At 36.2% G+C, this 26,443-nt stretch carries 29 protein-coding genes and 1 tRNA gene; 17 read left to right on the plus strand and 13 right to left on the minus strand.

Annotated elements, in window-relative coordinates; translation table 11 throughout:
- Window positions 1-2: 2 nt before the first annotated feature.
- The 4 genes from AC3FI7_RS22495 to AC3FI7_RS22510 all read left to right on the plus strand — a co-directional run bounded on the left by AC3FI7_RS22495 (window position 3) and on the right by AC3FI7_RS22510 (window position 3,439).
- Complete coding sequence (locus AC3FI7_RS22495; protein ID WP_491460962.1) at window positions 3-395, plus strand: hypothetical protein; 393 nt, start codon at window positions 3-5, stop codon at window positions 393-395.
- A gap of 55 nt (window positions 396-450) precedes the next feature.
- Window positions 451-1,290: a tetratricopeptide repeat protein gene (locus AC3FI7_RS22500; RefSeq protein WP_491460963.1), complete on the plus strand. Its 840-nt coding sequence runs from the start codon at window positions 451-453 to the stop codon at window positions 1,288-1,290.
- Window positions 1,287-1,649 (plus strand): hypothetical protein, encoded by a 363-nt coding sequence (locus AC3FI7_RS22505; protein WP_142724591.1) that lies wholly within the window; start codon window positions 1,287-1,289, stop codon window positions 1,647-1,649. Before AC3FI7_RS22500 ends, AC3FI7_RS22505 begins: the two co-directional genes overlap by 4 nt.
- Before the next feature lie 71 nt (window positions 1,650-1,720).
- Window positions 1,721-3,439 carry a S41 family peptidase gene (locus AC3FI7_RS22510; RefSeq protein ID WP_491460964.1) on the plus strand — a complete coding sequence of 573 codons (1,719 nt, stop codon included), beginning with the start codon at window positions 1,721-1,723 and terminating at the stop codon, window positions 3,437-3,439.
- Window positions 3,440-3,527: 88 nt separating this feature from the next.
- Here the strand turns inward: AC3FI7_RS22510 and AC3FI7_RS22515 are convergent, their stop codons facing one another.
- Window positions 3,528-4,472: a beta-1,6-N-acetylglucosaminyltransferase gene (locus tag AC3FI7_RS22515; RefSeq protein ID WP_491460965.1), complete on the minus strand. Its 945-nt coding sequence runs from the start codon at window positions 4,470-4,472 to the stop codon at window positions 3,528-3,530.
- 457 nt (window positions 4,473-4,929) lie between these two features.
- Here AC3FI7_RS22515 and AC3FI7_RS22520 point away from each other — a divergent pair, with 457 nt between their 5' ends.
- The 9 genes from AC3FI7_RS22520 (at window position 4,930) to AC3FI7_RS22560 (ending at window position 15,106) form a co-directional block, all read left to right on the plus strand.
- Window positions 4,930-6,048, plus strand: coding sequence for a DEAD/DEAH box helicase (locus tag AC3FI7_RS22520; protein ID WP_491462108.1), 1,119 nt, complete (start codon window positions 4,930-4,932; stop codon window positions 6,046-6,048).
- Window positions 6,049-6,100: 52 nt separating this feature from the next.
- The gene (locus AC3FI7_RS22525) at window positions 6,101-6,295 is read left to right on the plus strand and encodes a cold-shock protein (protein ID WP_142724588.1); all 195 of its coding nucleotides are present in this window, start codon (window positions 6,101-6,103) and stop codon (window positions 6,293-6,295) included.
- Window positions 6,296-6,594: 299 nt separating this feature from the next.
- The gene (locus AC3FI7_RS22530) at window positions 6,595-7,077 is read left to right on the plus strand and encodes a MaoC family dehydratase (RefSeq protein WP_291903823.1); all 483 of its coding nucleotides are present in this window, start codon (window positions 6,595-6,597) and stop codon (window positions 7,075-7,077) included.
- 632 nt (window positions 7,078-7,709) lie between these two features.
- Entirely contained in the window at window positions 7,710-10,178 is a 2,469-nt protein-coding gene (locus AC3FI7_RS22535; protein WP_491460966.1) for a glycosyl hydrolase 115 family protein, read from the plus strand.
- 11 nt (window positions 10,179-10,189) lie between these two features.
- Entirely contained in the window at window positions 10,190-11,305 is a 1,116-nt protein-coding gene (locus AC3FI7_RS22540; RefSeq protein WP_142724586.1) for a glycoside hydrolase family 43 protein, read from the plus strand.
- A 449-nt stretch (window positions 11,306-11,754) separates the two neighbouring features.
- Entirely contained in the window at window positions 11,755-12,192 is a 438-nt protein-coding gene (locus AC3FI7_RS22545; protein WP_491460967.1) for a DUF2147 domain-containing protein, read from the plus strand.
- Between the two features lie 278 nt (window positions 12,193-12,470).
- Window positions 12,471-13,289 carry an oxidoreductase gene (locus AC3FI7_RS22550; protein WP_491460968.1) on the plus strand — a complete coding sequence of 273 codons (819 nt, stop codon included), beginning with the start codon at window positions 12,471-12,473 and terminating at the stop codon, window positions 13,287-13,289.
- A gap of 227 nt (window positions 13,290-13,516) precedes the next feature.
- Window positions 13,517-14,017, plus strand: a complete 501-nt coding sequence (locus AC3FI7_RS22555) for a hypothetical protein (RefSeq protein ID WP_491460969.1) — start codon at window positions 13,517-13,519, stop codon at window positions 14,015-14,017.
- A gap of 183 nt (window positions 14,018-14,200) precedes the next feature.
- Window positions 14,201-15,106 (plus strand): helix-turn-helix domain-containing protein, encoded by a 906-nt coding sequence (locus AC3FI7_RS22560; protein ID WP_343660825.1) that lies wholly within the window; start codon window positions 14,201-14,203, stop codon window positions 15,104-15,106.
- 219 nt (window positions 15,107-15,325) lie between these two features.
- Here AC3FI7_RS22560 and AC3FI7_RS22565 read toward each other — a convergent pair.
- Window positions 15,326-15,405: transfer RNA gene (locus AC3FI7_RS22565), tRNA-Leu, on the minus strand.
- A gap of 92 nt (window positions 15,406-15,497) precedes the next feature.
- Window positions 15,498-16,265 carry an MBL fold metallo-hydrolase gene (locus AC3FI7_RS22570; protein ID WP_142724516.1) on the minus strand — a complete coding sequence of 256 codons (768 nt, stop codon included), beginning with the start codon at window positions 16,263-16,265 and terminating at the stop codon, window positions 15,498-15,500.
- Window positions 16,266-16,319: 54 nt separating this feature from the next.
- On the opposite strand from AC3FI7_RS22570, the gene AC3FI7_RS22575 reads away from it, so the two are divergent.
- Window positions 16,320-17,747 carry a TonB-dependent receptor gene (locus AC3FI7_RS22575; protein WP_142724515.1) on the plus strand — a complete coding sequence of 476 codons (1,428 nt, stop codon included), beginning with the start codon at window positions 16,320-16,322 and terminating at the stop codon, window positions 17,745-17,747.
- Between the two features lie 12 nt (window positions 17,748-17,759).
- Window positions 17,760-18,209, plus strand: coding sequence for a GAF domain-containing protein (locus tag AC3FI7_RS22580; RefSeq protein ID WP_101238988.1), 450 nt, complete (start codon window positions 17,760-17,762; stop codon window positions 18,207-18,209).
- A 52-nt stretch (window positions 18,210-18,261) separates the two neighbouring features.
- Here the strand turns inward: AC3FI7_RS22580 and AC3FI7_RS22585 are convergent, their stop codons facing one another.
- The 8 genes from AC3FI7_RS22585 to AC3FI7_RS22620 form a co-directional block, all read right to left on the minus strand.
- Entirely contained in the window at window positions 18,262-18,729 is a 468-nt protein-coding gene (locus AC3FI7_RS22585; protein ID WP_142724514.1) for a cupin domain-containing protein, read from the minus strand.
- Between the two features lie 52 nt (window positions 18,730-18,781).
- On the minus strand, window positions 18,782-19,522 hold the full coding sequence (locus AC3FI7_RS22590) for an ABC transporter substrate-binding protein (protein WP_142724513.1): 741 nt from the start codon (window positions 19,520-19,522) through the stop codon (window positions 18,782-18,784).
- Between the two features lie 26 nt (window positions 19,523-19,548).
- A complete protein-coding gene (mgtE, locus tag AC3FI7_RS22595; protein WP_002980917.1) occupies window positions 19,549-20,871 on the minus strand; it encodes a magnesium transporter in 1,323 nt (440 codons plus the stop codon).
- Between the two features lie 164 nt (window positions 20,872-21,035).
- Window positions 21,036-21,197, minus strand: coding sequence for a hypothetical protein (locus AC3FI7_RS22600; RefSeq protein ID WP_172617069.1), 162 nt, complete (start codon window positions 21,195-21,197; stop codon window positions 21,036-21,038).
- A 19-nt stretch (window positions 21,198-21,216) separates the two neighbouring features.
- Window positions 21,217-21,366: a bacteriocin-like protein gene (locus tag AC3FI7_RS22605; protein WP_172617068.1), complete on the minus strand. Its 150-nt coding sequence runs from the start codon at window positions 21,364-21,366 to the stop codon at window positions 21,217-21,219.
- Between the two features lie 148 nt (window positions 21,367-21,514).
- On the minus strand, window positions 21,515-21,661 hold the full coding sequence (locus AC3FI7_RS22610) for a bacteriocin-like protein (RefSeq protein WP_491460970.1): 147 nt from the start codon (window positions 21,659-21,661) through the stop codon (window positions 21,515-21,517).
- A 29-nt stretch (window positions 21,662-21,690) separates the two neighbouring features.
- Window positions 21,691-21,831 (minus strand): bacteriocin-like protein, encoded by a 141-nt coding sequence (locus tag AC3FI7_RS22615; RefSeq protein WP_291902087.1) that lies wholly within the window; start codon window positions 21,829-21,831, stop codon window positions 21,691-21,693.
- 307 nt (window positions 21,832-22,138) lie between these two features.
- Window positions 22,139-22,687 carry a pyruvate decarboxylase gene (locus AC3FI7_RS22620; RefSeq protein ID WP_142724512.1) on the minus strand — a complete coding sequence of 183 codons (549 nt, stop codon included), beginning with the start codon at window positions 22,685-22,687 and terminating at the stop codon, window positions 22,139-22,141.
- 173 nt (window positions 22,688-22,860) lie between these two features.
- On the opposite strand from AC3FI7_RS22620, the gene rpsO reads away from it, so the two are divergent.
- A complete protein-coding gene (rpsO, locus tag AC3FI7_RS22625) occupies window positions 22,861-23,130 on the plus strand; it encodes a 30S ribosomal protein S15 (RefSeq protein ID WP_002980912.1) in 270 nt (89 codons plus the stop codon).
- 186 nt (window positions 23,131-23,316) lie between these two features.
- The gene (locus tag AC3FI7_RS22630; protein WP_343660845.1) at window positions 23,317-24,087 is read left to right on the plus strand and encodes a hypothetical protein; all 771 of its coding nucleotides are present in this window, start codon (window positions 23,317-23,319) and stop codon (window positions 24,085-24,087) included.
- An 86-nt stretch (window positions 24,088-24,173) separates the two neighbouring features.
- Here AC3FI7_RS22630 and AC3FI7_RS22635 read toward each other — a convergent pair whose 3' ends face one another.
- Both AC3FI7_RS22635 and AC3FI7_RS22640 read right to left on the minus strand, forming a co-directional pair.
- The gene (locus AC3FI7_RS22635) at window positions 24,174-24,533 is read right to left on the minus strand and encodes a DUF4260 domain-containing protein (RefSeq protein ID WP_142724510.1); all 360 of its coding nucleotides are present in this window, start codon (window positions 24,531-24,533) and stop codon (window positions 24,174-24,176) included.
- Between the two features lie 123 nt (window positions 24,534-24,656).
- On the minus strand, window positions 24,657-26,078 hold the full coding sequence (locus tag AC3FI7_RS22640) for a sugar MFS transporter (protein ID WP_228451252.1): 1,422 nt from the start codon (window positions 26,076-26,078) through the stop codon (window positions 24,657-24,659).
- Window positions 26,079-26,443: the final 365 nt, after the last annotated feature.

The following is a 26,443-nucleotide window of genomic DNA, read 5'->3' on the forward strand; positions in this document are numbered from 1 at the left end:
TAATGAGTGTTAAAACAATTAAGTTGGCTTATCTGGTAATTTTTATATTAATTGGAATTGTTACTAATGCTCAAGAAATAAAAATTTGGAATAAAGCTTTAAATACTAATATTATAATTCATCAGCAAGTACGAGAAGATAGTGTCTACTTATCAATCGAAAAGAAAGAGAATAAATGGTTGGGTAAAAATTTAAATATAAAAACAGTTAATTATTGGAACAATGCCCCGATAGAAGTTACCGCTGATTGTTGTAAAAAGAATTTTTTGATTATCAATAGAACTTTTTTAGGAAATAATATTGTTGGAGATAGACTTTATTTTAAAAGAAATAAAGATAAATATTATTTCAAGATTCTTAAGGAATTTGCACAAAAAGGGAATGATAGAAAATGATATAGAATGTTATCTGTTGCACAAATGAAAAATCAAAATTATTTCCATGTTAAAAATGAAAAAAATAATAGCATCACTTTTTTGTTTATTTTTCTTGAGTTTTGTTTCGGCTCAAGTCAATTATTATGACTTGGATCGTGATCATTTAGCCGATACGGTTGTGTTGGAAAAAGGGCTCTTAACTGTTCATTTTGGAAATAAAACCTCGGATAGCTTTGAATTGCCAGAAATAATGACTTTAATAAATACAACAATCAGGTATACCAATCCCTATGAAATTTCAGTATATTATACTGGTGATAAAGTACTCTATGGTACCATAAATATCTTTTATAAAAACGATTGGATTATAAAAAATATGAATTTTTATAATCCTTGTCAGGAATGTAAAGACCAAAACTTTAAAATCTCAACTAAAAATATCAATCTTCCTCTGCAAGATGTGGATCCTGAAATTCTTGAAGTTGATTCAAAGGGATTTAAATCATTAACTTTTTTTGATGATAAAGGAATATTAACCCCTTATAAAGAACTCAAAAAGCTATATACAGATTTGTTTAACTATCCCCTATTAGCAGACCGTTTTAATAAAACAACAATATCTGAATTAAAAAAGAAATTTGTATTATCACAATCTAATTTAGATTGCTATAATAATGTAGCATATATACTTTCAGAAAATGGAAAGCAGCAAGTTGGAATTGAGCTTTTGCAGCAGATTATTGAGAAATTTCCTGCCAGGACTGTAGCCTATTTAAATCTGGCAGATAGCTATTGGGGCATTGGAAATAAAGAGTCAGCGATCCTAAACTATAGAAAGTACCTTGCCTTGATGAAAAGCCAAAAGAAAGATTTTAATAAGGTTCCAAAGTATGTGGAAGAAAGAATAAAATGATCAAATCAATCTCTATATTATTTGTATTGGTTCCATACCTCTTGTTTTCTCAAAGTATTTCAGGAAGTTATTTCTCTGCTGGTTCTAAATGCAAAATTTCCCTGAAAATTGATGCGATGAATCATTTTGTTTTCAGTAGTAAAAAAGATAAGAAAATACAAGGGACTGTAAAAGTTGTTAAAGAAAATGAAGTGACCTATCTTGACTTCAGGGATGATATTGGAGGAGTATTTTCAAATGATACAATTTCGATTCAGAATTCCGGCAATTCTGGGAATCTATATCTGCATTTTAAAGCATGTGATGAAAAATATATTCACTTATTTAAGAAAGATTTCCGTGAAATTAAAAAGCGATAATTCATAAAAATTTACAATAAATAGGTAAATTATACTTTTAAAAGTGTATTTTACATCATAAATTCAAGTAAATGAAGAATATTTTTATTGTTTTTCTTGTAATGGCTGTTCATACTGCCGTTGGGGCTCAGAAAGGGAATTATGTTTATTTTATGAAAACCTGGAATTTCATACAATACTATCACCCTGATGTAGCCAGCGGAAAAAAAGATGCTGACAGTCTGTTCTTAGCAACTGTAGGAAAAATAAATGAAAAGACAGATGAAAATACAATTATTACCTTTTTATCGCAAAACCTCACTCACCAGTTTCCAGAATTAACGGTTACTGATAACCCGAAAGATGTACTGGCTGTTAATCAGGATTTCAAATGGTTTCAGAAAAATAAAAGAATCAGTCCTGAAAATAAGCAATTATTGAATGATATTCATAATCATAGATTTATTGCTGAGCCTGGAAATAAAGATAAATTATCTGAAAAGAAAACTCCTGAATTTAAAAAAGATGAAAACCTGCCTTTAGCTTATCGTATGCTGGCATTGGCAAAATTACAGGGTACTATCGATTATCTCTACCCTCACAAATACCTGATGGATAAAAAAGCTGAGATGTATTTTTCAGATTGGGTAGAACAGGCTGTTCGCTGTACTTCAAGAAAAGATTTTGAAATCATTCTGACAAAAGTGGTTGCTGCCATGGAAGATACTCATTCTTTCAAATTTTATAATGAGCTGAATGAGAAGAATGAAATTTTCCACAGATTATATTTTCCTCCCTTCGATTATGTGATAAAGGATAATTATATATTGATCACCGAGCTTCTTTTACCTGAGATCTGTTCCAAAGCGAATATTCATGTTGGGGATCAGATTACAGAAGTCAACGGTCAGAGTGTCCGTGAGATTATTAAGCAAAAGAAAGAGCTGCTCTCCGCTTCCAATCCGGAAACACTTTTGTACATGATGTCAGATTTTCAGAGAAACCTGATCTGGCCGGATGATCAGCCCCGTAAAGATTTAAAGATACAGTCAAAGGATCATAAAACCTATCATGCGGATACGGAATTTGTTAATTTTACAGACAAACAGCAGCGAGCTGTCGTAACGGAATATATCCAGAATAAAACCCGCCGGCGTCAGCATTATAAAATAGATCATCAGGATATCGCCTATTTTAAAATTAATGATGTTTTCTCCCTTATGAATAATATACCGGATGAAAAACTTGATGATCATATGGATGCAGTTTTCAAAGATGCTTCATCGAAAAAGGCTATAGTCTTTGATATGCGGGGATATCCTGACTGGGGAGGATTTGTGTTTCATTATGTTTATAAATACTTTTCACCTGTAGAAAATCATTTTGGAAAATATTATAAGCCCAATATCAAAAATATCGGGACTTATATTCCTATCAGCTATAAAGAATTCGGGACCTATTATCCTGATCTCAAAAACAAAACCATCCATCCTTACAAAGGGAAAGTTTTTTTGATCGTCAATCCTGAAACTTTAAGTATGAGCGAATGGAATGCCATGAATCTTCAGAATGTCTTTCCTCAGGCCAAAACCATTGGGCAGAGAACAGCCGGTGCTGACGGTGACATCAGCATAATAAAACTCCCCGGAAATTATACCCTTGAATTTACAGGAAACGGTATTTTCTATTATGATAATACGCAGACTCAAAAAGTAGGAGTAAAGATTGATGAATATATTAAGTATTCTGACGATGATATGATCAAGAAAAAAGATCTGGAACTTGAAAGGGTTTTAAAAGGACTGAATTAGTTGTTATGACAGAATGATACTCTCTATTTTCCTTTTCTATATTACTGAACTTTTTGAAGTATGATGTATGGATTATAATAACTTTTAATCAATTATTTTGACGGCTGTCTCTCTTGAGCTCCCTTTCTACCTCATCAACTTCAGGTAAAGGAAGAAGATAACTGTCGCTGATATACTGAAGAATATTTTTATCGGTTTTATTATTGACTTTTCTGATAAAAAGCTGATTGCCGGATTTCAGCGATTTAATAAAGTCATAACTATACTGTTCTTTGTTAAAAAAAACTTTTTCAATAATAGCTCTTTTATCATCATTTACAATAATATCACTGAAGGCCGTATTCATGAGAACAGTCTGAAAGAATGACTCGGCAGGCAAAAGCGTATGAAGATAATAATCTTCAAAATCCATGACCCTCTTGTTATTGGTCATAAATACACAGGTTTCCCGGGTAAAAATCAGCCACTTTCCGCCAATATAGGGGATAACCCCCATAAATTCTCTTTTATAAATGAGGGAAGATACTTTATGTGTCAGTTCCGTAAAATGATTTTGTATTCTTTGAAGCGTATCTGGTCTGTAAAACTTCTGATCGTAATAAAAAAGGTAGTTTCTTCCATTATTGGCCGTAAGGAATTGGCGTATAATATTTTGTGATTTGAGGGGATAGTCTTCACCGCTTAAATTAATGAAATAATCCCATTCCAGACTTACATTCAGCAGATATTCCATCGCATTGAGCTCAGCCTGGATCATACTGAATCCTCCGGAAACAATATTCATGCTTTCCAGCAGATATACATTGGGAAAATGTACCAAATACAGCTGTATTTCTTCTGTCATTTCTGCATTGGCCTTTCTGTCAATATGAATAAGATAAAATTGATCTCTGGTATATATTTTCTGAAACATGTCTTTGAATACCTCAGGTTTATGATGGATCATAATAAAATACGCAATTCTTATATGGGAAGCGGAAGAGGTATTTAAAGTCTGAGGCTGGGGTTGTGTTATCGTCGCTGAGGTTTGCATTGAGAATGGATTTAAAAATCATCCGCACTATGCAAACAATTTAGTTGTGTGCGAAAGCTACGAATATATTTTTGATAATCAGTGAATTAAATTGGATTTTATTAGTTTAATTTATTGTAGCTTTGCAGTGCATTTATAAAACAGGTTTCTGCCTTTGCTACTCTGTAATAGTTTAAAATCACATTTTTTCTTTCAGTTTTTGCTTTTTCAGCTGCCCTATTATCAATCTAGTTTCGAATAATAAGAATTGGTGTTTTAAAGGTTCTTTTTATTTTAGAATGATACGTTATTGCAGGCTTATCAGTATTATTTTATCATAAATATATATTGTAAAAGTTAAGCAAATTAGAATGATGAATAGAAAAGAAAATTCTTATTTGTTTATCCTCAACAATACCCCAATTCAAATTCTGTAAAACGGATTTGTTTATAAAATACCGGGATTCCCGAGTTTATGATGAATTTTAAAAACTTAAATTTAATCAATCCGATTATCCGTGCCGTAACAGAAGCAGGATATTCAAAACCTACTGAAATACAGAGTACTGCAATACCCCATATTCTTGCCGGAAAAGATATTATAGGTTGTGCTCAAACCGGTACCGGGAAGACGGCTGCGTTTGCTATGCCTATCCTGCAGCTCTTAAAAAGATATACTCCTGAACATAAAGAAATAAGAACTTTAATCCTTACCCCAACCCGTGAGCTGGCTGTACAGATTGAAGAGAATTTTGCCATTTACAGCAAATATTTACCATTGTCACAGCTCTCAATTTTTGGCGGGGTTTCTATTGGAAGTCAACTTGCCGCATTGAGAAAAAGAGTGGATATTCTGATCGCAACACCGGGCAGATTACTGGATCTAGTGAACCAAAGACATATTGATCTCTCCAAAATTGAAATATTTGTTCTGGATGAAGCAGACAGAATGCTTGATATGGGATTTGTGAACGATGTGAAAAAAGTTCTGAACCTTATTCCTCAGAAAAGACAGACGCTGTTTTTTTCTGCCACAATGCCTGGCAGTATCAGGAAATTCGCAGACTCTATCCTCAGGAATCCTGTGGAAGTTTTTGTGAATCCTGTTTCTTCAACATCCAAAAGTATCCGGCAGTCTGTATATTTTGTAGAAAAAGAAGATAAGACCGGTCTTTTGATTGATATCTTACAAAATGAAAATATGAGACGGTCATTGGTTTTTACCCGTACCAAACATGTTGCCAATAAATTGGTTCAGCAGTTGGAAAAGGTAGGAATCTTTGCAGCTGCGATCCATGGGAATAAATCGCAGACGGCAAGACAGAATGCTCTTGATGACTTTAAAAGCAGCAAAATTAAAGTATTGGTAGCAACAGATATTGCCGCAAGAGGGATTGATATAGATGACCTTCCTCATGTAGTCAATTACGAACTTCCCAATATTCCCGAAACCTATGTTCACAGGATCGGAAGAACAGGCAGAGCAGGAGCGCAGGGAACGGCCATTTCATTTTGCGATTCGGATGAACGTCCGGATCTGAAAAATATTCAGAAGCTGATAGGATTTACCATGCCTGTCAGATTATTTCAAAAATAGAACCTGTAAAGTTTACAGATTTTAATACATATAATTTTTAATAATAATTACAATGCAACAAGGCACAGTAAAATTTTTCAATGAAGCAAAAGGCTTCGGATTTATTTCTCCTGCAGACGGGAGTAAAGATATATTTGTACATTCTTCAGGATTAGACACCCGTGTAATCCGTGAAAACGATAAAGTCGTTTTCAATGTACAAAAGAGTGAAAAGGGGTTGAACGCGATTAACGTAAAGTTGGCATAGCTGAACCTCAGATACATCAGTAATAAATAATTTTCAGTATCATATTTTTTTTTACAATGCAGAATCCATAAACCTCTGGGTCTGGATATATTGTTTGAAAGAACATTAATGTAAGTTAGATTACTTTTTATTTTCCATGATGTTCATAAACCTCTCGCTTTGGTGAGAGGTTTTAAAGGGTTTAAAAAAATGGAATAAATACCTTACTGATCTGCGATCGAAAGAGAGATTCCTAAGCGGGAAAATTGGTTTTTAGAATCGTTGATTATATCAAAATAATAGCATCCACGAAAAATCTAATGGTCGGAAGACCAGAAAATATTATGACCATCATCAATAATTTTAATGAATATAAGTCTTTCGAGGGCCAAATGATCGGTACTTCCGAATGGCATTTAATAGACCAGGATCAGATCAACCGGTTTGCGGAAGCCACTTTAGATTATCAGTGGATTCATACAGATAAACTGAGAGCTGAGAATGAGAGCCCTTTTAAGTCTACCATAGCCCATGGCTATCTTTTACTGTCGTTAATTCCTTATCTCTGGAAGCAGATCGCTGATGTGAGAAATGTTAAAATGGAAATTAATTACGGGATCGAAAATTTCAAATTTGGGCAGGCAGTTCCGGTAGATCATGAGGTGAAGCTGCAGGCCACAATCAGGTCTGTAACTAATCTTAAAGGAACCGTAAAAGTAATTGTCCAGGCAAAATTGCTGATTAAGAATCAATTGAAGGCCGCTTATACAGGAGATGTGATCTTTCTCTATCATTTTTTATGATGAGGTACATGAAATAAAAGGAATCCAGATAGGGGGAGGCATAATTCAGTCAGATATATACCTGAACTGATGCACATCTTTAAATAATCACATAATTTTTTGCCTCATGAATGGCTTCAATATCATTTTAATTTAGAAAAAATTGACCACCCCCCCCTAAAAATCAAAATCCTCTGAAATCAAAATGATTTCAGAGGATTTTTTGTGCCTGGGACCGAAGATATATCGAAAATTTGACGGATGATTTGGAAAGAATTTCAGGAATTCTAAAATAAGTAATTAGGCTTATATAAGGTAAAAATTCACCAAAGGTTTGATATAAAATAATAAGTTTTTTCTGTTTCAAATTATGAGTAAAGTGGAGAGCAGTTTCATGATTTTAATTAATAAATGTAAAAAATACATTTAAAAATAATATCTTTATAAGCTGTTATTGAAGCAGATGAAATTTGCTTTGGCTAAGATAATTTGTGTATTAAAGAAGTATCCTACAACATATAGCTAATTCATCTAAGAGTAAAAATGTATTATACTAAGTAAACATAATGTTCAGAATTTATCATATGATAGCTGCTTGTATGCTCTGTCTCTCACTTTTTACCTTGATTTCTGCCCAGCAAACTTCTGGAATTATGGCAAGCCTCATTTCAGGTGATAACGGTTTTCCGTTGGTGTCAAAAGAAGGAAAAGCTGCAGATTTATGGTATGACAAATCCGAAAATGTTGCCGTGGTTCGCGCTGCAAAAGACTTACAGTCGGACATTCAGAAAGTGACCGGAAAATTACCTAATCTTTTCACCTCAGAAACTTCCGGTGAATTTGAAGTAATCATCGGAACAGTTGGAACCAGTAAGAAGATTGATCAACTGATTACCTCAAAAAAAATCAAAGCGGCTGATTTGAAGGGAAAGTGGGAGAGTTTTGTCATTACAACCGTGGAAAATCCAAAATCTAAAAAACAGCTCGTCATTGCAGGAAGTGACAGACGGGGAACGATTTATGGAATTTATGAAATTTCAAAACAGCTTGGCGTTTCGCCTTGGCATTGGTGGAATGATGTTCCTTTTCAGAAACGTCCTTCAGCATATGTAGTTCCGGGATATTTTGCTTCAGGCGAACCGAAAGTGAAATATCGTGGAATTTTTATTAATGATGAAGAACCTGCTTTTGGAACCTGGGCAAGAACGAAATTCGGAGGCATCAACAGTAAAATGTATGCACATGTGTTTGAACTTCTGCTTCGTCTCAGAGCCAATTATCTTTGGCCAGCAATGTGGGGGAAAGCCTTTAATGAAGACGATCCGCTCAACCCTAAAGTAGCCGATGAATATGGAATCGTCATGGGAACTTCCCACCACGAACCAATGATGAGAGCCCAGAAAGAATGGGGCAATCACCGCAAAGAATACGGAAATGGAGAATGGAATTATCACACTAATAAAAACGCCCTTTTGAAATTCTGGGAAGACGGATTCAATCGTAATAAAAATTATGACAATCTTGTAACAATGGGAATGCGAGGCGATGGAGACGAACCGATGACCAATCTGGGAAGTGCCGAAGCCAACTTTAAGCAATTGGAGCAGATAATGACTGATCAAAGAAAAGTTATTGAAAAAGTAACAGGAAAACCTGTTAAAAAAACACCTCAGCTTTGGGCTTTATACAGTGAGGTTTTGGAATATTACGATCAGGGAATGAAAGTTCCAGATGATGTCATTATTTTGCTTTGCGACGACAATTGGGGTAATGTGCGACGGCTTCCTGAGCTGAAATCCAAAAAACATCCAGGCGGTTACGGAATGTACTATCACGTCGATTTGCACGGTGCCCCGAGAGCCTATCAATGGTTGAATATGACGCAGATTCCACATATGTGGGAACAGTTGCAGTTAACGTACAGTTACGGAGTTGATAAAATATGGATTCTGAACGTTGGAGACTTGAAACCGAATGAATATCCGATGGATTTCTTCCTGAATATGGCATGGAATCCCACTTCTTTTACACAGGACAATCTTGAAAATTATTCGGTGAAGTTTGCAGAAGAACATTTTGAAAAGACCAGTGCAAAAGAAATTGCAGAAATCATTAATCTTTACTGTAAATACAATTCAAGAGTTTCGGCAGAAATGCTGAACGACAAAACCTACAATCTTCAAAGTGGTGAATTTTTGCAGGTAAGAGATGCTTATTTATCTTTGGAAACAAGAGCTTTGAGACAATTCATCAATTTAGATGAGGCTTACAGAGATACCTACAAACAGATTGTTCTGCATCCCATTCGTGCAATGGCGAATCTTTACGATATGTATTACGCAGTTGCGATGAATCATAAACTGGCTGAAGAAAAAGATTTGAAAGCCAATTATTGGGCAGATTATGCCAATGAGTGTTTTGCCAGAGATACAGAATATACCAAAGATTATAACCTCAATATTTCCAGTGGAAAATGGAATCATATGATGGACCAGATCCACATCGGATACAAATCCTGGGAGGAACCGAAAGGAGGAAACATCAAGCCGTCCGTTTACAGAGTCAAGAGAGAAGAAGCAAAAACAGGCGGATATATTTTTGAAGAAAAAAATGGTGTGGTTGCAATAGAAGCAGAACATTTCTATGAAAACAGAGCCTCATCAAAAACAAAATGGACAGTAATTCCTGATTTGGGAAGAACACTTTCCAGGATTGCACTGATGCCTTACACCGAAAAAACGGATGGAACTTCCATTGCATATCAATTCAAATTAAAAGATAAACCTTTCAGCGTAAAAGTCCATTTATTCTTTGATTCTACACTTCCGTTCAAAAAAGGCGGTCACAGCATCAAAGCTTATTTAGATAAGAATGCGACAAAAACCATCGACATCAATCAGGATTTGACCTGGGCGAATAATTATTCCAAAATGTACCCGGCAGCCGCCGCAAGATTGGTAGAAAAAGTAGAAATCTTCACGCTTCCTGCCAATCAAAACGGAAATTACACGTTGACAATTGAACCCTTAGACCCGGGAATTGTCCTGTACAAAGTGGTAATTGATAACGATGGTTATGAAGAAACTTACTTGAAGATGGATGAAAGTCCTTATAAAAGATAAATATTCAAAATATGAAAAATTTTAAAAATATTCTGTTATCATTTTTATTTATTCTTACTTCAAATATGAATTTTGCTCAGGAAAAACCAAAAGTTTCAGCTAAAAGAGAATTTCGATACACCAATCCGATTACCAGAGATACTGCCATTTCTATGCGAGACCATTTCATCATTAAGGTTGATGATGTATGGTATTGCGTGGGAACTTCCAATCCTGTTTGGGAAGGCAAAAATCCCGGTGTCCGAATGTTGGTTTCAAAAGATATGGTGAATTGGAAACAGCACTCTTTTTTGATTGATGCTAAGAAACTTCCCAAAGATTGTCCTTATAACGGTCGTTTCTGGGCTCCAGAAATTCATTTCATTAAAGGAAAATATTACTTGATTGTAAACAGCGGAAAGGTAACCAAAGAAGATCCGAAAGGAATGGCGACGCACAACATTTGGCTGTTCTCAGCAGATAAAGTTACGGGTCCATACAAACTGTTGAATGGTCCGCTTACTCCACAATATAATAACGATGCCACTTTGTTCGAAGATGAGGACGGACAGGTCTACCTGTATTGTAGCGGAAATGGATTGTTTCAGGCTAAAATCGATTTAAAAACAGGAAAGTTAACCACGCCTATTCAAAAATTCCTGGATAAAAAACAACCAGGCTGGCCAGAATGGATGGTTGGTGGAATCGAAGGTCCCTTCGTTACTAAAAAAGAAGGATTGTATTTTATGTTTTTTTCCACTTGGACAAGAGGTTATGAAGTTGGTTTGCTGAAATCAAAATCACCTTTAGGACCCTGGAAACTCGCTTCACCTGAACCGATTTTCGGAACCCGCAAAAAAGGCTACAGACAGCAAATGGCAAAAGACGGTGGTTATGAAAATTTGCAGTTTACCGATACCGAAGACCCTTATCAGGAAACCGGCCACAACGCATTATTTATTGGTCCGGATGGAAACTTATGGAATTCCTGCCACTATTTTATGTATGAAAAACGACCGTATCCTTACAGCCAGACCTTCGAACCTTGGGAACTGGGTCCACAAATGGGAATCGAGCCGGTGCATTACAAAGACGGAAGGTTTTTTATTGACGGGCCTACGTGGACGGAACAGGTTATTAAATATTAATTAAATATCATTTTCCTTTTGTTGAAACTTGTATATTCTGATACTTTCACCATTACCATGAAATATAATATTGTTATGTCCTTAATAATTCATATTCAGCAAAATATTCGATAATCATTATCAATAATTCATTCCGATTCAGCTCAGTGTAACCATTTGAAAGATAAAATCATTCGAACTATGTCCTTTCAAAAACCAGACATTGTCCTGAGGTTTTTAAAGATTTCCTGATTCTTTTTCTACTCATAAGTAGGTTACAATGTTTTTTATAACTGGTTTGCAGTTTTTCATGCTCTAGCTGCCCAATTATACATTTCTGTAAAATGTATACAACAACCGTGGATTTGTATTATCTCCCTCAATACTGTTCTTGTCATCTTTGCATCAGTAAGTTGAAGCAAAAGAATATATCATTATAAACCAATTTTTAACCATTAAATTTTTAAGCAATGAAAACACTAAAAATCTTATTCGTATTGATGCTGACTTTTGCCGGCAGAACTTTTGCACAGGACAAAGCGGATGCCATATTGGGAAAATGGGAGTCTGACAAAAAAGATGTGAAGATGGAAATCTTTAGACAAGGCGACAAATATTATAGCAGATATCTTTGGGGCAACCAGATTGTTGAGAAAGATGGGGTGACCTCTAAAAAAGACACCAAAAACCCGGATGTAAAACTCCGCTCGAGAGATTTGATAGGAATGACAAGCCTCACAGGGCTTACATGGGATGGAGAAGAGTATGTAGACGGAAAGATATACAATGCACCAAGTGGAGACACTTACAAGTGTAAAGCCTGGATAAAAGACGGAAAGATGAACCTTCGTGGCTTTATGGGGGTATCATTGCTTGGAAAGACAGCTACATTCCATAGGATCAAGTAAAAATTTAAAAATTAATTCAAATTATGGAATCGTCATTGGTAGAATGGAGCCGTGATGATAGATGGTATGAGAGGAAAGGATTTTTAAAAAAATATTTCTTTTTATAATAATAGAACCTTACAGACTTTTTAGTTTGTGAGGTTTTATTATTTAATTTTTGATCAAAATGAAAGGAATTTCTACAAAAGGGCATAATGGATTTGTATACAACAATAGTGGATTTGTCTTATCAGGTGATCTTAATAAATCGGAACTTTGTACCAATAAAAATGAATACTATGAGTAAAGTAGCATTAGTAACAGGAGCTTCTTCCGGAATGGGGGAGATTACAGCCGTTTTATTAAGTCAAAAGGGATATAAGGTGTATGGCGCTGCCAGAAGAACAGATAAAATGAAATCTCTGGAAGCGAAAGGTGTTTCGGTAATTTCACTTGACCTGACCAAAGACGAGAGCATTGTCGATTGTGTCAATACGATACTTCAGAAAGAAGGTAAAATCGATATCCTCATCAATAATGCAGGCTACGGTTCTTATGGAGCTGTGGAAGATGTCTCTATTGAAGAAGCAAAAAGACAGTTCGAGGTCAATATATTTGGTTTGGCACGTCTTACCCAGTTGATTCTTCCTTCAATGAGAAAGCAGCATTTTGGTCGCATTGTCAATATTTCATCTATTGGCGGGAAAATCTATACGCCTTACGGAGCCTGGTATCACGCCACAAAACATGCTTTGGAAGGCTGGTCAGACTGTCTGAGAATCGAGACCAAACCTTTCGGGATTGATGTGGTGATCGTAGAACCGGGCGGAATCAAGACTGAATGGGGAAGCATTGCAGCAGATAACCTGAAGAAAACATCAGGGAGCGGAGCGTATGCGGCAGGCGCTAATAAAACCGCTGATAATACGAAGCAAATGTACACTTCCGGGAAAAACCTTTCTGAGCCCGAATTGCTGGCTAAAGAAATTGTGAAGGCAGCAACAGTGGCAAAACCTAAAACCCGCTATGCCAAAGGATATTTCGCAGGTCCTGTATTATGGATGCGTAAATATTTCAGTGACAGGATGTTTGATAGTATAATTACAAAAATGGCTTAGGCCGTTTCTGCTTCCCGAGTTGTTTGTATTTTGTTTAAATTTAAAAAGGAGAATGATGAAAGCCATTCTGATAGGAGTTTCCGGAGCTAATGGTAAGGTCTACAGGTAAATGCCCTTGCCGACCTGATGCTGGATTATGCATTAAATCCTGCAGAACGCTTAGATATACTGGAATCCTGCAGCATTTTGGACGAAGTACAGTTAATAAAAATATAAAAAATCATATTATGGAATTGATACAACATACCATCAGCTGGATAAAAGGCGAATTGTTTGAAGCCAAACTCATCATAGCTTTCGGCATTATAACAATTATAGCTGGTTTTCTTTTTTGGAAAATAGGGACCACGACTAATGCAAAGGCACTGTTCATCCCCTTGCTCGTTGCAGGGGCAATTTATTCTGCTATTGGTGGCGGGATGTTATATTCCAATCCGAAACGTATGGTAGAGCTGCCACAAATCTATCAGAAAGATAAGGTGGAATTTGCGAAACTGGAAAAAAAGCGGGTAGATGATTTTCAATATGGATACAAAGTTTCTAAAATTGTGGCAACTGTCTTTTTCTTGGCTACTCTTCTGATATTCTGGACCACCAAAAATCCTACTTGGCTGAGCATGGGTATTGTGCTGACTTATTTTGCACTGTCCGGTCTTGTTGTAGATTATTTTTCACAGGAAAGGGCAGATATTTATTACAAAGCCATTTTGGCTGAAATACAATCATGAAAATTATACAGGAATGACAACAATCGATAAAATAAACCAATTCTGGCAACCGGCGTAATGGGCGTGAACTGGTTTTCCATACGGCATCACCTTTTATTGCAAGAGTAGAAGCTCCTGTTTTGTCGGTGCTTCAACAGCACAAGCCTTATTTTTTATCGTTTAAATCATTAAATTATTTGTTTTATGCAACCTATTATTCATATAAAAAGTATTTCTGAAATCAATAAATTTGTAAAAGGAGTTACGAAACATCCGCTGGTCGCAGTTATCGACTTTAGTAAAGTAGATGAGATGATTGAAGAAGATGTACGTGTAAGCTGTGACTTTTATTCCATCATGTTTAAAAATTACTGTGCCAATAATCTGCGTTATGGCAGACAATCTTATGATTTTCAGGACGGAAGTCTGATCTGTATAGGACCAAGGCAGGTTCTCACAATGGACAGCGAGATTGATAATAAAGAAGATATGATGGGCTGGGGCTTATTTTTTCATCCGGATTTGGTTAGGGGGACCTCTTTGGGCGCGAAAATGAAAGAATATACATTCTTTTCTTATGAATCTTCTGAAGCTCTTCATCTCTCTGATAAAGAAAAGACAACATTATTCGACTGCATACAGAAAATACAGAATGAGCTGGAAGAGAATATCGACAACTACAGCCAGAGCCTCATCGTATCCAATATAGAGGTTCTTCTGAATTATTGTACGAGATATTATGGAAGACAGTTCATTACAAGAAAAATTTCCAATCGTGATATCGTCTCGCAGGTCGAGAGTATTTTGCAGGATTATTTCAACTCTGATACGATCAGGGAGCAAGGACTTCCAACGGTAAGTTATCTGGCAGAAAAAATCAACCTGTCACCCAATTATCTGAGCGACCTTCTCAAAAAGGAAACCGGGATGAATGCTAAAGACCAAATCCATTATTTTCTGGTAGAAGAAGCGAAGAATATCTTACTGGGTAGTGACAAAAGCATCAGCGAAATTGCTTACCAGTTGGGATTTGAGTATCCACAATATTTCAGCAAGTTATTCAAACAGAAAACGGGTAATACACCACAGGAATATCGTAATTTAAATTAAAAACTCTTCTATTATTAGATATATAGGCAATAATATATCTGTTATGAAAATTAACTTAATAACTAAGTCAATTTTTTTATTAACAGCTGTTTAGAATTTGAAAATAATATTTTTTATTTAAAAAGATGATTATTGATTAAAGTTTAAGTCAACCACCCTTTTGATCACCCCTAAAAATCAAAATCCTCTGAAAATCAAATGATTTCAGAGGATTTAATGTACCCAGGACCGGGATCGAACCGGTACTCCTAAGAACTGGTGTTTGAGACCAGCGCGTCTACCAATTCCGCCACCTGGGCTTGATGTTGAATTCAAACATGATGTTTGTTTCAAATTGGTGTGCAAATATAGGAACTTTTTTCAATGTTCAAAAGCTTTTTATAGAATTTTTTTAAAAATTAAGCTCCAAACCATCGTAGGCAAGGTGTATTCCGTCCGGAAGCTGCTTATCTTCAACATCATGCAGCCCCAGATGATGACTGATGTGTGTTAAAAATAATTGTTTCGGTTTTAGTTCTTCAAACAGCTTAATAACATCAGGAAGGATAAAATGGGCAGGATGAGGATCAAATTTTCTGATGCAGTTTAGGATCAGAATATCCAGGTCCTTCAGTTTTTCCTTTTCCGTGTCGGAAATAAACCCGGCATCTGTGATGTAAGCCAGATTTTTAAATTTATATCCAAAAACAGTAATTTTATAGTGAATCACCTCTACAGGAGTGATTTCCGTATCCAGTACCTCAAAAGGTTTATTTTCAATTTCGTGAAGTTCAAAAGCGGGTGCTCCGGGATACCTTACATCGGCAAAAGCATAAGGAAACCTGTTTTTTATTTCGTGAGCCACTCTGGAATAGCAGTAGAGCGGAACATCTTTTCCGCTTTTAAAAATCAGTGGACGCATATCATCCAGCCCGATTACATGGTCATTATGTTCATGCGTAATCAGCGCGATGTCCACGGTATGTTCATGATTGGTAAGCATTTGCTGCCTGAAATCCGGACCGCAGTCGATCAGTATTTTTTTATTTTCCTCTGTAGTTACCATCACGGAAGAGCGCAAACGTTTGTCTTTGGGATTTTCGGAAGTACACACTTCACATGTACAGCCTATAACGGGCACACCTTGAGAAGTACCGGTTCCTAAAAATTTCAACTTCATTTTGTTTTGAGGTTGGTTTAATTTTGGTAAATTTACAAAAAATTTCATGTCCTAATGTATCAGAAACTAACTCCTAAACAAAAAGCATTAACAATTAATCTAGATCCTACTATTTATGGTACTTTCGCGGAAATTGGAGCAGGGCAGGAGACTGTTCGCCACTTTTTTAGAGCAGGGGGAGCTTCGGGTACGATTGCTAAGGCAATGTCTGCTTATGACAAAGATTTTAGTGATGCTATCTACGGAAAAGAGGTAAAAAACAGGTACGTTACCCAGAACAGACTTCGCAAAATGCTTCGGTATGAAGTCGCTTTGATTGAAGAGAGAATCTCAAGAGATAATAATCCGGATAGAAAATTCTTTTCTTACGCCAATACGGTAACCACCATCAACTTTGATAAGACTGTAAAAGGCCACGGCTGGGTAGGAATCCGTTTTCAGACCAAAGAAAATGAGGACTACAATGAGATCGTGATTCACGTAAAATTCAAAGAAAATGATGCTACCCTTCAGCAGGAAACCTTAGGAAACCTGGGGGTAAATCTTATTTTTGGAGCCTTCCATTATTATGATAATCCGAGAACTTTAGTAGAATCTCTGTATGACGATATTGCAAAAGATAATCTTGAGATTGATATGATCGATTTCAGCGGACCTGCTTTTGCGTATGTTGATAACAGGCTGATGTCTCTTCAGCTGGTAAAGAATGGAATGACCGATGCAGTGATCTTTAATTCTGAAGGAAACAATATGCTTCCGGCAGATGTGCTGTACAAGAAAAATATTTTCGCGGTAAGAGGAAGTTTCAGGCCGGTAACAAAAGTAAACATTGATATGCTTAAAAACGGTATGGATATGTTTTTCAAAGATGCGACCTGTACCCATGAAGAAACTGAGGTGCTTATTGAAATTACCATTTCCAACCTGAGGGCAGACGGAGATATTGATGAAAGAGACTTCCTGGATAGAGTAGATATTTTGGGTAAACTCGGATACACAGTTATTATTTCAAACTTCTCCGAATATTACAGGCTGATCGATTATTTTGCATCCTATACAAGCGGAGATATCGGAGTGGCCATGGGAGTAAATAACATGCTGATGGTATTCGATGAGAAATATTATAAAAACCTTTCGGGAGGAATTCTTGAAGCGTTTGGTAAGTTTTTCAGAAACGGAATGAGAGTATATCTGTACCCTTATAAAGATCCGGAAACACATCAGCTGCTGGATTCTTCCAACCTGAAAGTAGAAGAAAACCTGAAAGAGCTGTACAAATATTTCAAACATAACAACCGTATTGTAGATATTACAAACTATAATCCGGAGTTCCTTGAAATTTACTCCAGAGAAATACTGAGAAAGATAGCATGCTGTGTGAAAGGCTGGGAAACTCAGGTGCCGGAGGGCGTAGCAGAAATGATTAAAGAGCGTGGAATGTTCGGATATAAAGAAGAGCTTTCCTTAAAACAATTCTCTTAAAATATATATACAATGTCAGAATTAAAGAAAAGACTTTCCTCTATTCTTGAAAGTCCTAAACATAATACAGAAGAAAAGCTTGAAAAAGTATGTCACCTGTTGGATCAGGAGATTTCCTATTTCAACTGGACAGGGTTCTATTTCAAAAACGGAGATAAGGATGAACTGATTTTAGGCCCTTACGTAGGAGCACCGACTGATCATACCATTATTCCTTACGGAAAAGGAATTTGCGGTCAGGTTGCAGTTTCCAATGAAACTTTCGTAGTTCCGGATGTACATGAAGAAAGCAATTATTTAAGCTGTTCTATCGATACAAAAGCTGAAATCGTAGTTCCTATCTTTAAGGATGGAAAAAATATCGGTCAGATCGATATTGATTCCCATACCATTGATCCTTTTACCAATGAAGATCGTGAATTATTGGAATGGCTTTGTAATGAAGTTTCTAAGATTTTGTAATTGAATTCCAATACGAATATAAAAAAACTCCGGCTCCCAATCCGGAGTTTTTTTATGGATTGTTGGTTGTGATCACAAACATAATCAGGGGCTCGTCTCCTGTATTTTCGATGGAATGATATCCGACTGAGCTGATTGCAGTAATATCTCCTTTCTGAAGAATTTTCTTCCGTACCGGTCCTTCTGTTCCGGTTCTTTCACGGTACTCTCCGGTCCCATGAACAACCACATACAATTCCTGCTCATTTCTAATGTTATGGGTATGAAATCCGGATTCATCCCCTCTATTCAGTAAAACCATATAAGCGGCCAGACGGTTATTGGCCAGGTCCTGTTGGTCAAACATCTGTATCATATATACCGTTCCTTTGCCGCCATACATATTTTCACGTTTGTCCACCCGCGTAATGGTTCTTTCTTCTTTTTCGAATGCCATTACATAAAGATGAATGTATTTTGACACTTCCTGTATAACATGGTCAAATTCTGCTCCTTGAGATAATATAACGGTATCAGACATGGATTAAATATTTAAAGTTTAGAGTTTTGGGTTTAAAGTTGACAGAGAAAAACTAGCTTTGCTGCACCTGTTGAATCTCAGCTAGGAATCCTTTAAAATACTGTTCACATTTTGCAATATGAGTTCCATACCATGAAAAGGCCTCTCCGTCTACGATCATGATCTTTTTATCCGGATAAAAAAGCTTCAGCTCTTCAATATGCTTCTCTTTAAATGGAAAAGGTTCGGAAGAAAGCATGATCACATCAGCATCTGCAAGATCTTCAGTAGTAATCTGAGGATAGCGGGTTGTATTGCTGAAAATATTTTCAAAGCCAATTTCTGATAAAATCCTGTGAATAAAGGTATCCGAACCAACCGTCATGTATGGATTCTTCCAGATCAGATAAGCGGCTCTGACAGGATTTTCAAGTTTTGTCTGGTTCAGGATATCATAAATTTTAAGATTGAAAAGCTGGGCTCTTTCCTCCTTCCCAAAAAGCTTTCCCAGATTTTTAAGAAGATAATAGTTGTCTTCAATGGTGTCAATATTGGTCACCATTACCTTAAAATCATCCATCAGAGCTTCTACCTGGTCTTTTACATTTTCTTCCTTATTGGCAATAATAAGGTCCGGCTGCAACGTTCTGATTTTTTCAATATTGATATTTTTTGTTCCGCCGATTACGGATACATTTTTTATTTTATCCTGAGGGTGAATGCAGAATTTTGTTCTTCCTACAACTTCATTTTCGGTCAGTCCAAGGTCAAATAAAGCCTCTGTAATAGAAGGGACGAGTGAAACGATTTTCATATTGGCATGTTAGATGATGCCTAAAATTACAAAAGTTTTCCGGTTAAGAAAAGCCCGGCTACAGTAAAATAGATGATAAGTCCCGTAACATCCACCAGGGTTGCTACAAATGGAGCAGAAGAGGTGGCAGGGTCAAGTTTTAGTTTCTTTAAAACAAACGGGATCATAGAACCTGATAATGTTCCCCACAATACAATGGCAATCAGGGAAACAGAAACACTTAATCCTACATATACCCAGTATTGGCCATAGTCGAAGAGACCAATCTGCTGCCAGAGCATGATTCGTATAAATCCGATTACTCCTAAAATAGCCCCCAGACATAATCCGGAAATAATTTCCTTTCTCATGACATACCACCAGTCTTTCAGATTGATTTCCTGAAGCGCCATAGCACGGATAATCAGTGTTGCTGCCTGCGATCCGGAATTTCCTCCACTGGAAATAATTAACGGAACAAATAAGGCCAGAACAACGGCTTTCTCAATTTCTTTATCAAAATAGCCCATTGCAGAAGCCGTCAGCATTTCAGAAACGAAAAGAATGATCAGCCAGGTTGCCCTTTTCTTGATCATTTCAGTCCATGATGTCTGGGTATAGGGAAGATCCAGTGCTTCCAATCCCCCGAACTTCTGGATATCTTCTGTATTCTGCTGCTCAATCTGATCGAGAATGTCGTCAATCGTTACAATTCCCACGAGAACACCGGCCTCGGTAATAATCGGAAGAGCACCACGGTCATACTTTTCAAAGTAGGTTACCGCATCCTCTTTGGAGGTGGTAGTGGTAATCGCTACAAAATGATTGTCTGTGATATCAGAAACCAATGTATCTTCTTCTTCCAGCAGTAATGTTCCGATAGCAAGGTCATCAATTAACCGGTTTCTTTCGTCCACCACGTACAGATAGTTCATCGTTTCCACTCTTTTTCCTACCTTTTTGATCTGCTGAAGACATCTCTTTACCGTCCATTCCTTACGGATCTGGATATAATAAGGAGTCATCAGACGGGCAATAGAATCCGAGTTGTAACCAAGAAGCTTTAAAGCAATTCTTCTTTCCTGTGGGTTAAGATGATTGATAGAATACTTGATAAGCTCATCCGGAAAATCTTCGAAGAGAGCGGTCCTGTCATCCGGCGTCATTGCATTCAGGATTTCGGAAACTTCATCGCTTCCGATACTCCTGATGGTATCTTCTTGAAAATCAGGATCAAGATGTGAAAAAACTTCTGCTTTGTATTCTTTCGGAACTTTCAGGAACGCGAGCAGCCTCTCATCAGCAGGAAGTTCACTGAGAGTTTCGGCAATATCGGCAGGGTTGAAGATAAGTTCGTCTCTAGAATTCAAAACGTGAAATTTTTTGGATATGCAAAAATAATTCAAATTTTTAAGACTGCGCAATAAAGTGGCAAAATTAAGGATTAATTAAACTTTAATGCTTTATATAAAAACAAAAAACACCCGCCGGAGCAGGTGTTCAAAAAATTAAATTTTAAAATTCCAATATTTTTTTAAATTGGTCCACATTCTGAAGTAGGAATGAAGGTGCAGACACTGTTTGTACAGCAATTGTAAGGTCCGCAGTCCGAATCATCACCACATTTTTTTATGGCGCCTCCGTGTATTCCCTTTTGTTCCTGTCTGTTGAGTCTTTTGAGATTTGAGTTTTTCATAAAGATAGGGTGTTTTAAATTAAGGCTCTATCATACAGTCATGATCCAGGCATTCTCCGTTACAGCAATATCCAACGGAGCAAGGTCTTGTTATGCTGCATCTGAACGGTCCGATACCGCCATTGATTTTTTTTGCAGCACTCCTGCTGAGTTTTTTCAGGTTTTTCATATAGTTTAGATTTAATGTTACACTAAAATAATAAATATTTCTATATTATTCCTTTGCGTGTGAAAATATTTTATTATAAATAAATATTTCGTTTATGTTTTAAATAAGAGACACCTGCATTCGCAGGTGTCTGTAATGATCATATGTATTACTCCAGAGGACATGGATTTAAAACGCATGTGTTATGGCAGCATGATCCGCCCGGACATTCGTAATGTTCTGTACATCTTTTGAAAGGCCCGCTGCCTTTGATTCCCTTTTGTGCCTGTCTGCTGATCTTTTTTAAATTTTTCATGGGATTTAATTTTAAGTGAGTATTAAATTTTATTCAAGACAAATGAATGGTGAACAGACACCAAAACAGCACCATCCTACAGTGCATGGATTACTTTCACTGCATCTTTCAATCGAGCCTCCATTGATTTGCTTTGATTTCTCTCGGCTGAGTTTCTTTAAATTTTTCATAAGATTTTGGTTTTAATGTTGAATTAAAATAGCAAAAAATATTTAATAATTCCTTATTTGGTGAAAATATTTAATTGTTAATCAATAATTTATAGTATGTTTTAAATGAAAAGCACTTATTCGTAAGTACGGATAAGCGCTTTATGTAATGTTAAAATATTTATAATTCAGGAAGAAATACTTTATAAAAAATATAAATGAAAATAAATGATGAATTAATTAAATATATACGTTGATCTCTACAGCAAAAAATTCATCATTGATTTGCGATGCAAATTGACCATTCACCGTAAAAGTCCTTTAAACCTTAAAGTTCTGCTTCTGTTGGTTTCAGTTTTCTCAGTTTTTTAATAATTCCTTTTATAGCTCCTTCTGTTCCGATCTTAACTGAGTTGACGGTAGATCCCAGCAAGCGCATATTTTTTCTGTAGGTATCATGATCTGTTTCAGTCACCAGATTGCCGTCAGCACCAAATAATTTCATGCTTACCACTACCTGATTGGAAAAAACATATTTGCCAAAACCTACTTTGAAATACCTCACTTTGGAAACAATGGCAAAATCTGCATCATTGTTGGTGCAGTAATCCACGATGGTCTGTTTGTCAATGCTGTCAAAAGGAACCTGAACTTCAGCACGGAGCATTTTATTTTTTCTGCCGCTGAAATTATCAGTAACAGCATCAAAGAAAGCATTGTTGGTAGGGTCTTTTATTTCATCAATATCAGGCTCAACCTCAGGATTGAAGTAGAGAACTTTTCTTATTTTATCATCAGCATTTTTCTGGGCTTTTACTGAAGTAAAGCCTATGAATAAAAAACTAGCGACCGCTGTAAAGAGTATAATTTTTTTCATTTGTAATTCGAATGCAAAATTACTGCCTTTTCGTTGGATTGTATATAATTTATTAAGAAATTTTTAACATTTTTTTCTATCAAATTTGATTCATGAAATCAATAATGTTTGCAGAATCAAAAAATAGTCGTAATTTTGCACCCGTTACATAATAATCATTAAACAATATTGGAATGTACTTAACAACAGACAAAAAGCAGGAAATTTTCGCAAAACACGGAAAATCTGCACAAGACACAGGAAGTGCTGAAGGACAAATTGCACTTTTCACTTTCAGAATCAACCACCTTTCTGCTCACTTAAAGAGCAATCACAAAGATTTCAACACTGAAAAATCTTTGGTTAAATTGGTAGGTAAAAGAAAAAGATTACTAGATTACCTTAAAAATAAAGATATCGCAAGATACAGAGCGATCATCGCTGAACTAGGTTTAAGAAAATAATCTATAAAGATTTTCAAAAACAAAAAGCAACTTCGAAAGAGGTTGCTTTTTTGTTTTAAGCATCAGTCATATCATTATTCTAACAGAAAAAATCAATATTTTATTTGTGCGCAGTATGGTTGCGTACTTTGTTTTTTACTTTGCATTATCAAAACAGGAATTATAATTCCAGTAAAAAGTAATACGATGAAAGTACGTTTTAAAAACCAAAAGCAAGCGGCTCTTTCCCATTTTTTTAAGGAGGAACATAGAGTAATTATTAAAGAGAAAACCCTGCAGGGATATTACTGCTATACTCTTTTTAATGAAAACCTGCATGAGATAACAGTGAATGATGATCAAGTGGAAATTACAGATCATGATATATCTGATATGATACAGAGAAATGATCTTGGGTATGGAAGAGAATTTTATATTAATCGGTTTCTAATAGAATTATTACCGTTGCAACCAGGACAATTCATAAATACACAATCTCTTTGGGTCGCAGGTAAGCTTCTAAGGTATTTTGAAAAATATAATTATGAAATTCCGGATTCTTACAAAGACAGAGTACTGAATGAGAAGTATAAAATGCATCTTATCGAGGGTTTTCTGATGGCTATAAACCCTTATATGGAAAGGAAATTTATGGGTGGAAACTATTTTGAAGGTTTTGAGTTTTATAAAGGTAAGCCCATCCCGGAAATACAGCTTGAGAATGATGAAAGCCTTAATGAAATTAATCTTGCAGACTATAAAAACCTTTTGAAAACCTTTATTGAAAAGTCTCTGAATGATACCTATGATAATGAGGCGCACTCTAAAAACTTTGCAAGTACCCTGTTTGTTTTGATAGACTCTTTATTCGTTTATGATATTACCCGTATTTTTTCTTATAAAACGTTCTATAATGATTGTTTTGTTATAGAATATCAGAATGAATATTACTATCTGAATCAGTTCTGGTGGGGATAAATCTAATGGAAAACATTCTCCTCTTCCGGAGGGGTGGCAAAAATTCAAAGAATTTTTGACGGGTGGTTAGCGCTCTGAATGAGTACTTATTCCGTCTTTTTCCCGATTTTCCCTAAATGTGTATGTTGAAAACTATCCGGATATTTTAGTCCATATCCCAATATTCTATCAAAAGCAGAGTGTGAAAATAAAATAGCTCCAGCCATCTGTAAATAGGGAAGTGATAAGATTATTCCTACAAGATAAACTGCGACAGCCACGCCAAAATGATGAAACAGGTTGTAGCAAAATGCTCCTGCTTTATTATTAACAGTATATCCCAGCATAGAAATATCAGGAGCAAGGAATAGTCCTGCAAACCACCACCAGGAATATCCTGTCTGAGCAAAACCATATATTCCTAATACAAGAAAGGCTGCGTATTCAAGCTTTAACTGTGCTTTCATAATAATTGTGTTGATACATATGATAAGTTGTTTTTTATGACGAAAAGTTACATTTCAGGATTTGGAAAAAAAGAAAGCGGAATACTTTGAAATATTCCGCTTTGTATATTTTTTTAATTGATTTTAATGTCCGGATTTAGCTTCAGCAGCTTCTACATGACCAAGATATTTGGTGCAGTACGCTCCAAAAATAAGAATGACCAGATAGCAGAATACAGGAATAATAAATGAATGCTGCACTCCAAACTGATCTGCAAGGTATCCCTGGAATATAGGAACAATAGCCCCTCCTAAAATAGCCATTACCACTAGTGATGATCCCTGGCTGGTATACTTACCCAGTCCTGAAATAGCCAGCGTATAAATATTGGAAAACATAATAGAGTTGAAGATTCCGATACCTAAAATACTGTACATGGCCAGCTCACCATGATTCACCATAGCAGAAATCAATAACGCAACATTCACCGCAGCAAAGATGGATAGTGTTCTTGCCGGAGCTGCTTTACCCACGAAAAAGGCAATGAAATTAAGAACAATGAATACCAGGAAAAAGCTGATCTGAGAGAAGGTAAGGTTAACAATACTGAAGATCACAAGGAAGACTGCAGCTGCTGCCCCCAGCATATAAACAGCTTTTTTGCTTTGGCTTATTGATTGGTTTAAAGATATCGCTCCCAGAAAACGTCCGATCATCGCTCCACCCCAATAGAGGGAAAGATAGTTTTTACTGATGATTTCATTAAAGCCCATAATCTGTGGCTGTTCCAGGAAACTGATGATAAAACTACCCACCGCTACTTCTCCGCCCACATAGCAGAACATTGCAAATACCCCGAATTTCAGATGGCTGAACTCAAGAGCTCCCCAGCCTTTCACCACTTCCTCTTCACCCATCTGGAATGACGGAAGCTTAACCCTTGAAATCAACAGGGCAACCAGTAAAAGGATTCCTGCGAAAATGAGATAAGGAATTCTTGTGGCTACCGCACTGAAAGATCCATCCGGAGAAGAGAAAAACTCAAATATAAGATGGCCTCCAAGCACCGGTGCAATGGTGGTTCCGAATGCATTGAATGCCTGGGTCATATTCAGCCGGCTGGAAGCGGATTCTTCACTTCCCAGAAGGGAAACATAAGCGTTGGCAGTAATCTGCAGCACCGTGAAGCCCAGTCCTAAAATAAATAAAGCCCCCAAAAACAGCGGATAATAGGAAAAAGTAGCCGCCGGATAAAAGAGGATACAGCCCAATGCCGCCAGGAAAATCCCGAACAGGATCCCTTTTTTATAACCTAATTTATTGATAGGGTCTCCTTTGGTAATGGAGATCATAAAATAAATCAGCGATCCGATAAAGTACGCTCCAAAGAAACAGAACTGTACCAGCATGGACTCGAAAAAGGTAAGATTGAAAAGTTGCTTCAGATAGGGGATCAGGATATCATTCATACAGGTGATGAATCCCCACATAAAAAACAGCAGGGTAATGGTAATCAACGGAACCGTATAATTCCTGCTTTGTAATTGTACTTCTTTATTAGTCATAAACATGTATTTATCTGTATAAGGAAAAGTCCTTAACTTTTTGCCTACAGCATTGTATTTGGTGAAGTAAGGCAAATATAGGGATCAGCCTATAGGTTTGCAATAATTTTAATATTTTTTAGAAAGAAACAGATACTTCTTTCCAGATTATAGTATTATTTTCATTTTTTGAGACAATAATACAAAAACAGCGGGATTTTTCAATACATTATCTTCATAAAAACGCTTTTTTACTTTCATATATTACGAATAAGCTGTCGAGGATGGTATAAAATTTAAAAAAAATCATCCACTGATACCCAATTTTTTGTATTTTAAGAACCTATTTATGCAATCGAAAAATTTAATATATCATTATTATATAG

The organism is Chryseobacterium sp. TQ-BC-N36 (assembly GCF_058382295.1).

Excerpts from the sequence above, each read along its gene's own strand:
- AC3FI7_RS22495 (WP_491460962.1), top strand. The coding sequence starts at position 3 with ATGAGTGTTAAAACAATTAAGTTGGCTTATCTGGTAATTTTTATATTA.
- AC3FI7_RS22500 (WP_491460963.1), top strand. The coding sequence starts at position 451 with ATGAAAAAAATAATAGCATCACTTTTTTGTTTATTTTTCTTGAGTTTT.
- AC3FI7_RS22505 (WP_142724591.1), top strand. The coding sequence starts at position 1,287 with ATGATCAAATCAATCTCTATATTATTTGTATTGGTTCCATACCTCTTG.
- AC3FI7_RS22510 (WP_491460964.1), top strand. The coding sequence starts at position 1,721 with ATGAAGAATATTTTTATTGTTTTTCTTGTAATGGCTGTTCATACTGCC.
- AC3FI7_RS22515 (WP_491460965.1), bottom strand. The coding sequence starts at position 4,472 with ATGCAAACCTCAGCGACGATAACACAACCCCAGCCTCAGACTTTAAAT.
- AC3FI7_RS22520 (WP_491462108.1), top strand. The coding sequence starts at position 4,930 with ATGAATTTTAAAAACTTAAATTTAATCAATCCGATTATCCGTGCCGTA.
- AC3FI7_RS22525 (WP_142724588.1), top strand. The coding sequence starts at position 6,101 with ATGCAACAAGGCACAGTAAAATTTTTCAATGAAGCAAAAGGCTTCGGA.
- AC3FI7_RS22530 (WP_291903823.1), top strand. The coding sequence starts at position 6,595 with ATGGTCGGAAGACCAGAAAATATTATGACCATCATCAATAATTTTAAT.
- AC3FI7_RS22535 (WP_491460966.1), top strand. The coding sequence starts at position 7,710 with ATGGCAAGCCTCATTTCAGGTGATAACGGTTTTCCGTTGGTGTCAAAA.
- AC3FI7_RS22540 (WP_142724586.1), top strand. The coding sequence starts at position 10,190 with ATGAAAAATTTTAAAAATATTCTGTTATCATTTTTATTTATTCTTACT.
- AC3FI7_RS22545 (WP_491460967.1), top strand. The coding sequence starts at position 11,755 with ATGAAAACACTAAAAATCTTATTCGTATTGATGCTGACTTTTGCCGGC.
- AC3FI7_RS22550 (WP_491460968.1), top strand. The coding sequence starts at position 12,471 with ATGAGTAAAGTAGCATTAGTAACAGGAGCTTCTTCCGGAATGGGGGAG.
- AC3FI7_RS22555 (WP_491460969.1), top strand. The coding sequence starts at position 13,517 with ATGGAATTGATACAACATACCATCAGCTGGATAAAAGGCGAATTGTTT.
- AC3FI7_RS22560 (WP_343660825.1), top strand. The coding sequence starts at position 14,201 with ATGCAACCTATTATTCATATAAAAAGTATTTCTGAAATCAATAAATTT.
- AC3FI7_RS22570 (WP_142724516.1), bottom strand. The coding sequence starts at position 16,265 with ATGAAGTTGAAATTTTTAGGAACCGGTACTTCTCAAGGTGTGCCCGTT.
- AC3FI7_RS22575 (WP_142724515.1), top strand. The coding sequence starts at position 16,320 with ATGTATCAGAAACTAACTCCTAAACAAAAAGCATTAACAATTAATCTA.
- AC3FI7_RS22580 (WP_101238988.1), top strand. The coding sequence starts at position 17,760 with ATGTCAGAATTAAAGAAAAGACTTTCCTCTATTCTTGAAAGTCCTAAA.
- AC3FI7_RS22585 (WP_142724514.1), bottom strand. The coding sequence starts at position 18,729 with ATGTCTGATACCGTTATATTATCTCAAGGAGCAGAATTTGACCATGTT.
- AC3FI7_RS22590 (WP_142724513.1), bottom strand. The coding sequence starts at position 19,522 with ATGAAAATCGTTTCACTCGTCCCTTCTATTACAGAGGCTTTATTTGAC.
- AC3FI7_RS22600 (WP_172617069.1), bottom strand. The coding sequence starts at position 21,197 with ATGAAAAACTCAAATCTCAAAAGACTCAACAGACAGGAACAAAAGGGA.
- AC3FI7_RS22605 (WP_172617068.1), bottom strand. The coding sequence starts at position 21,366 with ATGAAAAACCTGAAAAAACTCAGCAGGAGTGCTGCAAAAAAAATCAAT.
- AC3FI7_RS22610 (WP_491460970.1), bottom strand. The coding sequence starts at position 21,661 with ATGAAAAATTTAAAAAAGATCAGCAGACAGGCACAAAAGGGAATCAAA.
- AC3FI7_RS22615 (WP_291902087.1), bottom strand. The coding sequence starts at position 21,831 with ATGAAAAATTTAAAGAAACTCAGCCGAGAGAAATCAAAGCAAATCAAT.
- AC3FI7_RS22620 (WP_142724512.1), bottom strand. The coding sequence starts at position 22,687 with ATGAAAAAAATTATACTCTTTACAGCGGTCGCTAGTTTTTTATTCATA.
- rpsO (WP_002980912.1), top strand. The coding sequence starts at position 22,861 with ATGTACTTAACAACAGACAAAAAGCAGGAAATTTTCGCAAAACACGGA.
- AC3FI7_RS22630 (WP_343660845.1), top strand. The coding sequence starts at position 23,317 with ATGAAAGTACGTTTTAAAAACCAAAAGCAAGCGGCTCTTTCCCATTTT.
- AC3FI7_RS22635 (WP_142724510.1), bottom strand. The coding sequence starts at position 24,533 with ATGAAAGCACAGTTAAAGCTTGAATACGCAGCCTTTCTTGTATTAGGA.
- AC3FI7_RS22640 (WP_228451252.1), bottom strand. The coding sequence starts at position 26,078 with ATGACTAATAAAGAAGTACAATTACAAAGCAGGAATTATACGGTTCCG.